Annotated in this window: 12 protein-coding genes; 7 read left to right on the top strand and 5 right to left on the bottom strand. The window is 74.1% G+C overall.

Annotation, left to right across the window (positions count from 1 at the left end):
• Window position 1: 1 nt before the first annotated feature.
• Together AC0HI0_RS38025 and AC0HI0_RS38020 are read left to right on the top strand one after the other, a co-directional pair.
• Window positions 2–2,764, top strand: coding sequence for an FtsK/SpoIIIE domain-containing protein (locus tag AC0HI0_RS38025; RefSeq protein WP_480928302.1), 2,763 nt, complete (start codon window positions 2–4; stop codon window positions 2,762–2,764).
• Entirely contained in the window at window positions 2,761–3,189 is a 429-nt protein-coding gene (locus AC0HI0_RS38020) for a hypothetical protein (protein ID WP_480928301.1), read from the top strand. Before AC0HI0_RS38025 ends, AC0HI0_RS38020 begins: the two co-directional genes overlap by 4 nt.
• 239 nt (window positions 3,190–3,428) lie before the next feature.
• On the opposite strand, the gene AC0HI0_RS38015 is transcribed toward AC0HI0_RS38020, so the two are convergent.
• Window positions 3,429–3,833 (bottom strand): GNAT family N-acetyltransferase, encoded by a 405-nt coding sequence (locus AC0HI0_RS38015; protein WP_480928300.1) that lies wholly within the window; start codon window positions 3,831–3,833, stop codon window positions 3,429–3,431.
• Between the two features lie 35 nt (window positions 3,834–3,868).
• On the opposite strand from AC0HI0_RS38015, the gene AC0HI0_RS38010 reads away from it, so the two are divergent.
• Genes AC0HI0_RS38010 through AC0HI0_RS38000 form a run of 3 tightly spaced genes read left to right on the top strand, consistent with a single transcriptional unit; the run spans window position 3,869 to window position 6,196 of the window.
• Complete coding sequence (locus AC0HI0_RS38010) at window positions 3,869–4,630, top strand: GNAT family N-acetyltransferase (protein WP_480928299.1); 762 nt, start codon at window positions 3,869–3,871, stop codon at window positions 4,628–4,630.
• Window positions 4,627–5,646, top strand: a complete 1,020-nt coding sequence (locus AC0HI0_RS38005) for an NADP-dependent oxidoreductase (RefSeq protein ID WP_480928298.1) — start codon at window positions 4,627–4,629, stop codon at window positions 5,644–5,646. The genes AC0HI0_RS38010 and AC0HI0_RS38005 overlap by 4 nt, the downstream gene beginning before the upstream one ends.
• 31 nt (window positions 5,647–5,677) lie before the next feature.
• Window positions 5,678–6,196 carry a hypothetical protein gene (locus AC0HI0_RS38000; protein WP_480928297.1) on the top strand — a complete coding sequence of 173 codons (519 nt, stop codon included), beginning with the start codon at window positions 5,678–5,680 and terminating at the stop codon, window positions 6,194–6,196.
• Here AC0HI0_RS38000 and AC0HI0_RS37995 read toward each other — a convergent pair.
• Together AC0HI0_RS37995 and AC0HI0_RS37990 are read right to left on the bottom strand one after the other, a co-directional pair.
• On the bottom strand, window positions 6,193–7,389 hold the full coding sequence (locus AC0HI0_RS37995; protein ID WP_480928296.1) for an amidohydrolase: 1,197 nt from the start codon (window positions 7,387–7,389) through the stop codon (window positions 6,193–6,195). The genes AC0HI0_RS38000 and AC0HI0_RS37995 overlap by 4 nt on opposite strands.
• Window positions 7,386–9,002 carry an FAD-binding protein gene (locus AC0HI0_RS37990; protein ID WP_480928295.1) on the bottom strand — a complete coding sequence of 539 codons (1,617 nt, stop codon included), beginning with the start codon at window positions 9,000–9,002 and terminating at the stop codon, window positions 7,386–7,388. The genes AC0HI0_RS37995 and AC0HI0_RS37990 overlap by 4 nt, the downstream gene beginning before the upstream one ends.
• Window positions 9,003–9,018: 16 nt before the next feature.
• On the opposite strand from AC0HI0_RS37990, the gene AC0HI0_RS37985 reads away from it, so the two are divergent.
• Window positions 9,019–9,594 carry a TetR/AcrR family transcriptional regulator gene (locus AC0HI0_RS37985; RefSeq protein ID WP_480928294.1) on the top strand — a complete coding sequence of 192 codons (576 nt, stop codon included), beginning with the start codon at window positions 9,019–9,021 and terminating at the stop codon, window positions 9,592–9,594.
• On the top strand, window positions 9,591–11,024 hold the full coding sequence (locus AC0HI0_RS37980; RefSeq protein WP_480928293.1) for a glycerol-3-phosphate dehydrogenase/oxidase: 1,434 nt from the start codon (window positions 9,591–9,593) through the stop codon (window positions 11,022–11,024). The genes AC0HI0_RS37985 and AC0HI0_RS37980 overlap by 4 nt, the downstream gene beginning before the upstream one ends.
• A gap of 61 nt (window positions 11,025–11,085) precedes the next feature.
• On the opposite strand, the gene AC0HI0_RS37975 is transcribed toward AC0HI0_RS37980, so the two are convergent.
• Together AC0HI0_RS37975 and AC0HI0_RS37970 are read right to left on the bottom strand one after the other, a co-directional pair.
• On the bottom strand, window positions 11,086–12,738 hold the full coding sequence (locus AC0HI0_RS37975; protein WP_480928292.1) for a WXG100 family type VII secretion target: 1,653 nt from the start codon (window positions 12,736–12,738) through the stop codon (window positions 11,086–11,088).
• Window positions 12,735–13,049 (bottom strand): type VII secretion target, encoded by a 315-nt coding sequence (locus AC0HI0_RS37970; protein WP_360938166.1) that lies wholly within the window; start codon window positions 13,047–13,049, stop codon window positions 12,735–12,737. The genes AC0HI0_RS37975 and AC0HI0_RS37970 overlap by 4 nt, the downstream gene beginning before the upstream one ends.
• Window position 13,050 lies beyond the last annotated feature (1 nt).

The raw sequence follows: 13,050 nt of genomic DNA, 5'->3' as shown, positions 1-13,050 counted from the left end.
CGTGATCAAGCGCGACGAGCGCCGGCGGCGGATCGAGGACTCCTTCGAGGAGTTCCGCAGAGCCGTGGCCGCCGCGCTCGGCAACGCCTCGCGCGAGCTGCGCCAACTCGCGGACGACCGCGCGCGCGACATGTTCGAGGTGATGCTGCGGGGCGAGGGCGTCGACCGGGCGCTGGACGACCCGCTGCTGGCCAGGGCGTTGAAGAAGGAGAAGTTCGAGCAGCAGCTCGCGCGGACCCTGATCGACCGGGTCGAGGCGTTCCGGGAGTGGTCGGAGACCGGCCCGCCGCGGCTGACCGCGCTGGTGAACGCGGTCGCGCCGGGCCCGGCGTCGTGGCCGCCGGAGTCGTGGCTGGGCCGGCCCGGCACGGCGGACGGCAGCGACGGCGTGCCGGAGCTGTGGCGGATCGGCACCGGCCTGGTGCGCGGCGCGCCGGAACCGCAGTCGTTCCCGGTCGCGGTGCCGATGCTGGACCACTCGCACCTGCACGTGTCGTCGGTCCCGGACAGCCGGGTCGCGGCGGACGCGCTGGTGGAGAACCTGCTGCTGCGGCTGGTCAGCTACTTCCAGCCGGGGCTGGTGCACATCCACGTCTGGGACGTCAACCAGCTCACCGGCTCGCTGCCCGGCCTGTACCCGCTGACCCGGGCGGGCCTGCTGACCGTGCACGACCCGGCCCGGCTGCACGAGCTGCTCGACGAGCTGTCCGACCACATCCGCCGGGTGCACACCGGCGTGCTGGTCGAGGGCCACCAGTCGGTGCGCGCGGTCGGCGGCCGGCGGACCGAGCCGTGGCGGGTGGCGGTGCTGTTCGGCAACCGGCAGGCGCTCAAGGAGGAGCACCAGCAGCAGTTGCAGCGGGTGGCGCGCAACGGCTTGGCGTGCGGCGTGCAGCTGATCATCGTGGACATCCCGGTCACCGTGAACTCGCCGATCGAGACCGTGACGATCGCCGCCGACCAGACCGCGACCTGCACGATGACCGGCAAGCACGTGACGGTGGCGCTGGACGCGCAGTTCCCGCAGAACCAGGTGCCGCACGCGTGCGCGGAGATCGCCAAGAAGCGCGAGGAACGCCGCACCCGGCTGAGCACGTTCGCCGACCTGCTGCCGGAATCGCTGTGGCGGGAGAGTTCGGCGTCCGGCGTCCTGGCCCCGGTCGGCTACGACGAGGGCGAGCCGGTGCACGTGGCGCTGGGCGACACCTCGCCGCACGCGCTGATCGGCGGCCCGAGCGGGTCGGGCAAGACGAACTTCCTCTACGCGATGCTGGGCAGCCTGGCCGCCCGCTACCACCCCGACGAGCTGGAGCTGTACCTGCTCGACTTCAAGGAGGGCGTGTCGTTCGCGCAGTTCGCGCCGGGCCGCAAGGACCCGACGTGGCTGCCGCACGCCCGGCTGGTCGGCGTGAACGTGAACACCGACCGCGAGTTCGGCGTGGCGCTGCTGCGGTTCCTGGCCGACGAGATGCGCCGCCGCGCGGACGCGGCCAAGCGGCACGAGGTCACCAAGCTGGAGCAGCTGCGCGAGGAGGACCCGGACGGCCACTGGCCGAGGATCGTCGCCGTGGTGGACGAGTTCCAGTACCTGTTCGGCGAGCGCGACCAGGTCACCCAGCAGGCCACCCAGCTGCTGGAGGACGTGGCGCGGCGCGGCCGGTCGCAGGGCATCCACCTGGTGCTGTCCAGCCAGGACGTCTCGGGCATCGAGGGCTTCTGGGGCAAGTCGGCGATCTTCGAGCAGTTCACCGTGCGGATCGCGCTGCCCAAGGCCCGCCGGGTGCTGGCCGAGCCCGCCAACGACGCCGCGGTGGAGCTGCCGCGCTGGCACGCCGTGGTCAACCACGAGTCGGGCGTGCGGCCGGGCAACGAGATCGCCCGCGTGCCGGACGCGACCGGCCGGGGCACGTTCGACCGGCTCCAGGCGGAGCTGCACGGCCGCCGCCCGGCCGAGCTGGCCGAGCCGATCCTGTTCGACGGCAGCAAGGTGCCCAGCCTCCAGGCGCTGCCGGACTTCCAGGCCCTCAAGCCCGCGGACAACCCGACCGTGCTGCTCGGCCAGGTGATCGACGTGGCGGGCAGCGCGGCCAAGGTCCGCTTCGCCCGCACGCCCGGCCGCAACATCGCGGTGATCGGCTCGCTGGCCGAGGACGCCGCCGGCGTGCTGGGCGGCGCGGCGCTCTCGCTGGCCCGCCAGCACGAACCCGGCCACGTGGAGTTCAGCCTGGCCTGCCTGGCCGAGGACGCCTGGCCGTACGCGGACAAGCTGTGCAAGCAGCTCCAGAACGCGGGCCACACGGCGAGCCTGTCGGGCCTGGACAACATCCGCGTGCTGCTCGACAAGACCGCCGCGCGGCTCACCGCGTCCGTCAAGGGCGAGACGGGCATCGCGCTCGCCCCCCACTACCTGGTGGTGTACGCCGTCGACGGCGCGCACACCCTGCTGGAGAACAAGGATCAGACCACCCGGATGTCCGGAGTGGACAGCCTGCGCACGGTGCTCAAGCACGGTCCGGAGAACCGCACCCACCTGCTCGGCTGGTGGCGCGGTCCGCAGCGGCTGAAGAACAGCCTGCCGCCCGGCGTGTACGACGACATCGGCGCGTGGCTGGCCTTCGACGTCCAGGGCAAGGAACTGCTGTCGTTCGGACCGGAGCAGGTCATGGCGTGGTCACCCCGACCGCGCCGGGGTTTGTTCTTCGACCGGTTCGAGCATTCCCGTCCGCAGGTGGTCATTCCGTTCGACACCGGGGAGGAATCATGATCAGCCACGCATCGGTAGTGCCCGCCCAGCGCAGTGGCGACGCCGAGTCGGAGGTGGTCGCGGTCTCCGCGGTGGAGCGGTACAAGGAGATCGTCGGCCAGGCCGGGGCCGCGGTGGAGAAGATGCGCGACCAGGACCGCGACCGGGTGCGCGAGCTGCTGGAGCGGCTGGCCGCCTCCCAGGACCGGGTGGCCGAGCTGATCGAGCAGGAGAAGCTGACCCACGTCGGCGTGCGCCTGCTGTGGGAGGCGGCCGTCGAGGCGCTCTGGGAGGAGCGCTGGATGACGATGAAGCCGATCCCGGAGCCGGACGAGTCGGTGCCGGCCCGCGACCAGCGCGACTACTTCACCGCGATGGACGTCGCCTACCACACGCTGGAGGACACCCTCCAGAAGCGCGGTCTGTTGCGGCGCAAGAGTTCCTAGGGCTCGCCGACGTCGGTGGCGGCGGGTGTGGCGGCCCGGTCATCCGGTGCCCGGCCGCCACACCCGCCTACCGACACGGTGCTGGACCGCACAAGCCCAGTCAAAGCCCACCGCCCGCACAGCGCACTCCGGTTGGGCCGCCCGCGCGCCCGCGCGCCGCGTCGGGGACGCTGCGTGAGCGCCGGAGCGGTCCGCCTGCGCCGCGACGGTGAACGCGCAGCCGGGTGGGCGTGCGCCGGTCAGAACGTCCAGGACAGCGACACGGTCGGCTCGGCGTCCGCGCGCACCCGGGCGTAGGTCGCCAGCGCCGCCGCGTTGTCCGGCTCGGTGGCGGTGAACGCGCCGAAGCACCCGCGTTGGCGGGCCAGCAGCAGCAACGCCTCGACCAGCGCCGTCGCGATCCCGCGCCGCTGGAACTCCTCCTCGACGCCGAGTTCGTAGACGAACATCTCGGTGCCCTTGTCCGGGTGCGTGGTCTCCACGCCCGTCACGAACCCCGCGGCCCGCCCGTGCAGGTACGCCACCAGCAGGTGGTTGCCCTCCTCGGCGAGGAACCTCCGGGTGGCGGCCTCGCGTGGCGGCTCGTCGAACAGGGACCCGGCGGCCACCACGGCGTCGTACGAGGTCACCCGCCGGATCTCCATGCCGGGGAGGGTAGACCGTCGGCGATGATGCGGTCATGCGTGTTTTGCGGAACCCGGACGAGGTGGCGGCGGCGAACCCGGACCCCCTGGTCCGCTGGGCGGCCCAGTGCGTGCGACCGGGCCGGGGCGGGCTGGCGTGGGCGCACGGCGGCGCGGTGGGCGTGCTCGCGCCGAGGCTCAACCGGCACGACCGGCTGGTGCTCGCCGGGCCGGTGGACGACATCGCGGCGATCCTGCGCGCCCGCGCGCGTCCCGGCGTGCGGCCCCTGGTCACCGCGGCGGTGGCGGCCGAGCTGCCGGAGTTCCCGGCGCTGGCCACGTTCGGCTGGATGGAGCGCACCGGCACCCTGGACGCCCCCGACGACCTGCCGTGGCTGGACGAGACCGCGTGGGACGACGTGGAGTCGTTGCTGCGCAAGGCCAACCCGGACTCCTACGTCTGGCCGTACGAGCCGGGCGCGCGCCGCTGGGCCGGCGTCCACGCCGACGACGGCACGTTGGCCGCCGTCGGCGCGGACGCGTGGTCGGCCCCCGGTGTCGGGTTCGTCGCCGGTGTCGCCACCCACCCCGACCACCGGGGGCGCGGCCTGTCCAGCCGGGTCTGCGCGTTCCTGACCGCCGCCCTGCTGCGCGAGGAGGGCACCTGCGCGTTGATGGTGGACGCGGGCAACCCGGCGGCGATCAAGGTCTACCAACGGCTCGGCTACACCTACCGGAGCGTGTCCGCGCTACGCGACGCAGGTCACACCGACTGGCCGGAACACCTCGCCGACGGGTCGGGGTTGACGAAGTCATGACCGTCCCGAGCACCGCGCACGAGATCCGGCTGGCGTCGCGCCCCGAGGGCTTCCCGACCCCGGAGAACTTCGAGCTGGCCGAGGTGCCGGTGCCCGCGCCGGGCCCCGGCCAACTCCTGGTGCGCACCCGGGTGATGAGCGTCGACCCGTACATGCGCGGCCGGATGAACGACGTCAAGTCGTACGTGGCGCCCTACGAGGTCGGCAAGGCGTTGGAGGGCGGCGCGGTCGGCGAGGTCGTCGCGTCCGACGCGCCCGGCTTCGCGGTCGGCGACACGGTCCTGCACGGCCTGGGCTGGCGCGAGTACGCCGTGGTCGACGCCGGGAACGCCACGAAGGTGGACCCGGAGCGCGCGCCGCTGGGCGCGTACCTGGGCGTGCTGGGGATGCCGGGGCTGACCGCGTACGCGGGCTTGGTGGACGTGGCGGGCCTCAAGGAGGGCGACGTCGTGTTCGTGTCCGGCGCGGCGGGCGCGGTCGGCCAGGTCGCCGGGCAGGTGGCGAAGCTGCGCGGTGCGGCGCGGGTGGTCGGCAGCGCGGGCACCGACGCGAAGGTGCGATACCTGATCGACGAACTGGGCTTCGACGCGGCGTTCAACTACAAGGACGCCCCGGTGGCCGAGCAGCTGGCGGCGGCCGCGCCGGACGGCGTCGACGTGTTCTTCGACAACGTCGGCGGCGAGCACCTCGAAGCCGCGATCGCCTCGTTCAACCCGCACGGCCGCGCGGCGCTGTGCGGCTCGATCTCGGGCTACAACGCCACCGAGTCGACCCGCCCGCCCGGCCCGCGCAACCTCGGTCTGGCCGTGGGCAAGCGGCTGACCCTGCGCGGCTTCCTGGTGTGGGACCACGCGCACCTGCGCGACCAGTTCGAGCGCGAGGTGGGCGGCTGGATCGCCGAGGGGCGGCTCCGCTACCGCGAGACGATCACCGAGGGCGGTCTGGCGAAGGCGCCGGAGGCGTTCCTGGGCATGCTGCGCGGCGAGAACACCGGCAAGGCCCTCGTCACGTTCTGACCCGCGGGGGTGGCGGGCTAGATTCGCGCACGTGGAAACGCTGCTGCACGCCTACGGGCCCGCCACCGACACCCCGGCCCACCTGGCCGCGCTCACCGGGGACGACGACCAGGCACGTCAGGCCGCCCTCACGCACCTGAAGTCGGCGATCATCCACCAGGGCACGCCGTGGAGCGCCACACCGGCCGCGGTCGCCGAGGTCGTGGGCCTGCTGGACGACCCCCGGGCGCGGCCGGCGGTCCCCGGCCTGCTGGAGTTCCTCGCCGAGGTGGTCGAGGCCGTCGCCCCGGAGCACCGCGCCGAGTTCGCCACGATGGCGGACCCGGGCCGCGACGTCGACGCCGAGGTCGCCGCGCTGCTCGAAGACGACGACGAGGGCGACTCGGTCTACGAGGACGAGGGGCTGGCCAACGCCCTGTTCGCGCGGTCCATGCTGGCCCTGGAGGACCTGGTGCCCCGCATCCTGGCCGCGCTCGAACCGCTGTCGGCCAGGCCCGAGGTCGCGGCGCAGGCCGCCGAACTCGCCGACCTCTGCCGGCTCAAGGGCTAGACCAGCTCGCCCTCCGCCGCGACCACCCGGCCCGCGTGCACGACCAGCGTGCGCGGCGCGCGGTCCATCACGGCCGCCGTCACGGTGTCGCCCGGCACCACGACCAGGTCGGCGGGCGAGCCCTCGGTCAGGCCGTGCGGCCGGCCGACGACCGCCGCGCCGCCCCGGGTCGCGATGTCCACGCACATCTCGACCAGCGCGTCCTGCCGGAACCCGCTGCGGAAGGACAGCTGCCACGCCCGGTCGAGCATGTCGCCGTTGCCGTAGGGGGACCAGTAGTCCCGCATCCCGTCCTGCCCCAGCCCGAGCCGCACGCCCGCCCACCGCAACTGCCGCAGCGGCAACGGTTCCCGCACGCCGGGCGCGACCGTGGTCACCGCCACGTCGTGCTCGGCGAGCAGGTCGACCAGCTCGCGCTGCCGCTCGGCGTCCACCGAGGACAGCGCGAAGGCGTGGCTGACGGTCACCTTGCCGCGCATGTCCAGCGCGGCGACCCGCTCGCAGATGAGTTCGACCTGGAACGCGCCCAGCGAGCCGGCGTCGTGCAGGTGCACGTCGACCCCGCGCTGGTGCTTCTCGGCCAGCCCGAACACGACGTCGAGGTGCCGCACCGGGTCGCGGTCGTAGCCCGCCGGGTCGAGGCCGCCGACCAGGTCGGCACCGGCCCGCAGCGCGGCTTCGAGCAGGTCGGCGGTCCCCTTCTCGCGCAGGATGCCGCACTGCGGGAACGCCACCACCTCGACGGTCGCCCGCCCGGCGTGCGCCTCGCGCGCGGCCAGCACGCCCTCCAGCTTGTCGAGCCCGGAGTCCACGTCGACCTGCGCGTGGCTGCGCACGATCGTCGCGCCGGCGGCGATGGTCAGCCCGAGGGTGTGGGTGGCGCGCTCGGACACCCCGCGCTCGGCCGAGCGCCAGTTGCGCCGGTCGTTGTCGATCAGCTCGGCCAGGCCGGTGCCGGCGCTGTGCGGCCGGAACGGCAGGCCGAGCCGGGTCGAGTCGAGGTGCGCGTGGACGTCCGCGAAGGACGGCAGCAGCACCCCGCCCCTCCCGTCCACCACGGGCACGCCCGGTGGCGCGTCCAGGTCCGCGCCGAACGACGCCACCAGCCCGTCAGTACACAGAACGTCCACCGCGGGCGCGTCAAGGCTGTTGGGCCACGGCCGCACGGAACGGATCAGCAGATCACCGGTCACGACCGTGAAGCTAGCCCGGTCGGGAGTAGCTTGCCAGGGTTGAGCACCCCGGTCGGGTCGAGTGTCCGCTTGACGGACGCCAGCACGTCCAGGCCCAGCCCGCCGATCTCGGCCTCCAGGTAGCGGGCGTGGTCGCGGCCGACGGCGTGGTGGTGGCTGATCGTGCCGAGCCCGGCGATGGCCTCGCTCGCGGCGGCCTTGGCCACCTGCCACTGGCCGACCGGGTCGGCGACCGACCGCGCGGCCAGCACCGTGAAGTAGAGCGACGCCCCGGTCTCGTAGGCGTGCGAGATGTGGCACATCACCACGCAGTCGCCGAGCGCGTCGCGCAGCGCGTCCCGCACGGCGGCCCGGAGTTCGGCCACCCGGGACCAGTGCGTCGCGGTCTCCAGGGTCTCCACGCACACGCCGACCTCCACCAGAGCGTCGCGCTGGCGCGGGCCGTTGAACCGGCCGTGCCGCCACGCCTCGCCGAGCGGGCGGCCCAGCGGCACCAGCCGCAGGCCCCGCGTGGTCTCCCGGCGGCGACGCCGGACCTCGTCCTCGGACGCGCCGTGCCAGCCGAGCACCAGCAGGCACGGCCGGGCGACGCCCCGGGCCCGCAGGTACGCCTTGAGGGCGGCGGTCTTCCAGCCGCCGGCCAGCGACAGCGACACCTCGGTCTCGTCCTCGTCGGACAGCCTGGTCACGTCGGCGAGCGCCCGGCGCTGCGCGAGCGCGCGGACCACGTCCGAACCGTGCGCCCAGCCGTCGACCGCGAAACCCTCGTAGCGCTCGACCACCGGTCGCGGCCGGACCCGCAGCGCCACCTCGGTGATGACGCCGAACACGCCTTCGCTGCCGATCACCAGCTGCTTGAGGTCGGGGCCGGCGGCCGACGCGGGCGCGGCACCGAGCCGCCACTCCCCGACCGGCGCGGCCAGCCGGACGCCCTCCACCATGTCCTCGAACCGGCCGTAGCCGGAGGACGCCTGGCCCGCCGACCGGGTCGCGGCGAACCCGCCGATGGTGGCGCGCTCGTAGGACTGCGGCACGTGCCCGATGGTGAAACCGTGCGGTGCCAACAGCTTCTCCGCCTCGGGCGCGGGCAGGCCGGCCTGGAGCACGGCGATCCGGGACACCGGGTCGACCGACACCAGCCGGTCCAGCCGGGCGAGGTCGAGCGCGACCACCGCCGCCTTGTCGCCGCGCAGCGCCGCGACACCGCCCACCACCGACGTGCCGCCGCCGAACGGCACCACGGCCACGTCGTGGTCGGCGCAGGTCCGCAGCACCTCGACCACCTGCTCCGGCGTGCCGGGCAGCACCACGGCGTCGGGCACCGCGAGCGCGCCCTCGCCGCGCTGCTCCAGGATGTCCACATAGGACAGACCGCCGGCCCGGCCGAGCCGCGAATCCCGGTCGACCCGGACGAAACCGGGGCCCACCACCGCGTCCAGCGCGCGGTGCGCGGCGTCGGACAGCGCCGAGCCGGGCACGACGGGCGTGCGCGCGGGCGTGCGGACCTCGGCCAGGCCGGTCCGCTGCCGGAGCCACCGCAGGGCGTGCGGCGGCAGTTCGGCCGTCGTCGGGGTCCACCTGCCCCGGAGGGTGTGGTCGATGCGCTCGGTCACCGCTACAGTGTGACACATGACGTCCCAACGTCACAGTGATGACGCGCTCCTCGACGCGGCCCGCGATTGCGTGGTCGAGGTCGGTGTCCGCCGCACCACGCTGACGGACATCGCCAAACGCGCCGGCGTGAGCCGGATGACCCTCTACCGCCGGTTCCCGGACGTCCGGACCCTGGTCAGGGCCCTGATGACCAGGGAGTTCGGCGCGCTGCTGCGGCGCGTGGAGGAACCCGGCCCGGACGGCGCGAACGCCCGCGAGTGCCTGGTCGGCCGGGCCGTCGCGGGCATCCGGCTGCTCGCCGCCGACCCGCTGATGCGCCGCGTGCTCGACCTCGACGCCGAACTGATGCTGCCCTACCTGGTGCAGCGGCTGGGCAGCACGCAGCGGCTGGTCGAGGCGTTCCTGCTCAGCCAGGTCGAGGCGGGCCACGCGGACGGGTCGATCCGGCCCGGCGACTCCGCCGCCCAGGCCCGCCTGGTGCTGCTGACCACCCAGTCGATGGTGCTCTCGATCCGCCCCGCGACCACCGACCTGGACTTCGAGGTGCTGCTCGCCGAACTGGCGGTCTTCCTCGACGCGGCCCTGTCGTGAGCACGTCGCTGCACGCCGCCCGCCGCCGCCGCGACCTCGACGAGGTGGCCGGGCGGACGGTGGACCTGCTGGTCGTCGGCGGCGGCGTGACCGGGGCCGGGGTCGCGCTGGACGCCGCCGCGCGCGGCCTCGACGTGTGCTTGGTGGAGGCGCACGACCTGGCGTTCGGCACGTCGCGCTGGTCCTCCAAGCTGGTCCACGGCGGCCTGCGCTACCTGGCCCAGGGCGAGGTGGGGCTGGCGTTCGAGAGCGCGGTGGAGCGCGGCGTGCTGATGACCCGCACCGCGCCGCACCTGGTCCGCGCCCTGCCACAACTGGTCCCGTTGCACGACAAGGCGAACGACCCGCTCGTGCGGGCCGGGTTGCACGCGGGCGACGTGCTGCGCCGGCTCGCGGGCACCCCGTCGCGGGTGCTGCCCGGACCGCGCCGGGTGCCCGCCGCCGAGGCCCTCGCGCTCGCGCCCGGCCTGCGCCGCCGGGGTCTGCGCGGCGGCCTGCTGAGCTTCGACGGGCAGCTGGTCGACGACGCCCGCCTGGTCGTCGCGCTGGCCCGCACCGCCGCCGGCCTCGGCGCGCGCATCGTCACCAGGGCCAAGGTCACCGCCCTCGACGGCCGCGCCGCGCACGTCGTGGACGGCCTCACCGGCGAATCCCTCACCATCCGGGCCAACGCCGTGGTGAACGCGGCCGGCGTGTGGGCCGGGCAGCTGGTGGACGTGCCGCTGCGCCCGTCGCGCGGGTCGCACCTGGTGCTCGACGCCGGGGCGCTGGGCGTGGGCCGGACCGCGCTGACCGTGCCGGTGCCCGGCGGGCACAACCGGTTCGCGCTGGTCCTGCCGCAGCACGACGGCCGGGTCTACGTGGGGTTGACCGACGAGCCGGTGGACGGCCCGATCCCGGACGTGCCGGCGGTGCCGCAGTCCGATGTGGACTTCCTGCTCGACGTCGCTTCTTCCGTGCTGGAGCGGAAGTTGACGCCGGCCGACGTGCTGGGCAGCTACGCCGGCCTGCGCCCGCTGCTGGACACCGGCGACGGGCCCAGCGCCGACCTGTCGCGCCGGCACGCCGTGCTCACCGAGGGCGGCGTGACCACGGTCGTCGGCGGCAAGCTCACCACCTACCGGCGGATGGCGGCGGACGCGGTGGACGCGACCGGCCTCACCGCCGTGAAATCGCGCACGAAGTCGTTGCCGCTGGTGGGTTCCGGGCCCGCGACCGGTCCGGCGGACCTGGTCGCGCGGTACGGCTCGGAGGCGTGCCGGGTCGCCGAGATCGGCGAGTTCGCCTGGGCCGTGCGGCACGAGGGTGCGCTGGACGCGGACGACGTGCTCGACCGCCGGACCCGGATCGGCCTGGTGCCCGCCGACCGCCGGGCCCGCGAAGCCGAGGCCCGACGAGTGGTGGCCGACGAACTCGCCGCCCTCGCCTGACCCCGCACGGCGAAAAGGGGACCCCCGAGCCGGGAGGTCCCCTTTTCGCCGTACTAGTACCTCACTCGCCGATGATCGGCTTGGCCGCCTTGGGCGGCTCCTCGATCAGCGGCTCGCCTTCCAGCCGCACCTTGCGCTGGTGGTCCTTGCCGTCGCCCTGGCCGGGCTGGCCCGCCATCGGGGCCATCATGCCGCCGCCGCCCATGCCGCCACCGGCCCGGCCCGCGCCGCCACCGGCACCGCCGACGCCGCCGGCCGCGGCGCCCGCCGCACCCGCGCCCGCCGCCAGCACACCGGACGACCCGCCCGCCTGCAGCGTCTGGCCGGAACTCGCGCCGCCGGCACCGCCGCCGCCCGCGAACCCGCCGCCACCACCGGCGAAACCGCCACCGCCACCACCGACGCCACCACCGCCACCGCCCGAGTGCGGCAGGTCGCTCGCCGCGAACGGCTTGACCGTCGGGGTGTACGGGGTGGTCGTGCCGGTCGCGTGCGTGGTGTCACGCGACGCCGCCGGGTACGTGATCGGCGCGACCTTCGGCGGGAGCTGCGAGGACCCGCCACCGGCCGGCACCCACCGGCCCGGCTCCCAGTGGCCGCCCGTGCCCGCGCCGCCGGTGCCCGAACCACCGCTGCCGCCGCTGCTGCCGGCCGGCGTCGGCGGCCGGCTCACCACGGGACCACCCGTCGCGCCGCCCGGGTACGTGCCGCCACCGGGGTAGGTGCCGCCGCCCGTGCCGCCGCCGCTGCCCGCGGGCGTCGGCGGCCGGCTGACCACCGGGCCCGCGTTCGGCGAACCGCTGGTGTTGGTGTTGCCGCCGCCACCGCTCGCGCCGCTGCCCGGCGTGTACCGGTCGCGCGAGTTGCGGTCCATGTTCGCCAGCTGGTCCTCGGTGAGCCCCAGGCCGCCGGCCGAGTTGCGCGGACCCGCGCCGCCGCCCGAGCCGCCCTTGTTGGAGTGCGTCATCGAGGTGATCGCCTGGAGGATCTGCTTGGCGGTCGAGGCGATCGACTGCACCGACTTCACCAGGTCGATCAGCTTCTTGAGCGAGTCGCCGAGCTTCTTGAGGAAGTCCATCAGCTTCTTCGCGTAGTTCACGGCCATCGTGATGATGTCCGAGATCGCCGCCGCGATGGCCGCGCCGAAGGTCAGGAACGAGGCCGCCAGCCACTGGATGATCTTCATGACCATGTCCGACACGGCCTGGCTGATCAGGTCCATGATGGTCTTGCGGACCGTGGCGACCAGCTCGCCCGCGCCCTTGGCCGCGCCGGAGATGCCCTTCACGGCCTTGGCCAGGGTCTCCAGGCCGCTGGAGTGCTTCTTGCTCGCCTCGCGGTAGCCGTCGGCCGAACGGCCCTTCCAGCCCTTGGTCTCCTGCTCGGAGGTGCGCCGGTAGTCCGCGACGATGCCCTCGATCTGCTTGGCCGCCGAGGCCCAGCTGTCGGACATCTTCTGGATCTGCTCCGGGCTGCCCAGCAGCGCGTCGAACGGCTCCTTGAGGAAGCTGACGTGCTGGATGGCCCAGCTGAAGCCCGCGGACAGGAAGCCGGACAGCGGGTTCGTGGACAGGCCGACGATGCTCATGGCCGTGTTGGCGATGCCGAGGCCCGCCTGCACCCAGTCGCCGCGCTCGACCGCCGAGACGGTCCCCTGCACGTCGGTGATCAGGAACGACGGGTCACGCTGCTGGGTGCTCGCCTGCGTGCTCATCCGCGCGCCTTTCCGGTGAACCCGAACGCGTTGTCCAGGTCGACGTTCTCGTAGAGGTCGGCGACCTCCTTGAGACCCTGGGCCATGTCGGCGATGGTCTCGGTGGCCTGGCCGAGGATGTCCTGCGAGACACCGGCGGTCTTGAGCAGGAAGGAGGCCAGGAACGACGCGAACGCGCCGAACGCGTCGGTCGACAGCGACGGGTCGGCGGTGTTGGTCGCCGAGAGCATCCGCTGCGTCAACTGGTCGACCGTGCCGGCGTGCGCCCGGATCTCCTCCGGGCTCACGTTGAACGACACGAACATGGACATC

The sequence above is a fragment of the Saccharothrix sp. NBAS 001 genome, from assembly GCF_056640475.1.
The sequence above is the reverse complement of the archived record's forward strand: the minus strand, read 5'-3'. Positions and strand labels throughout refer to the sequence as shown.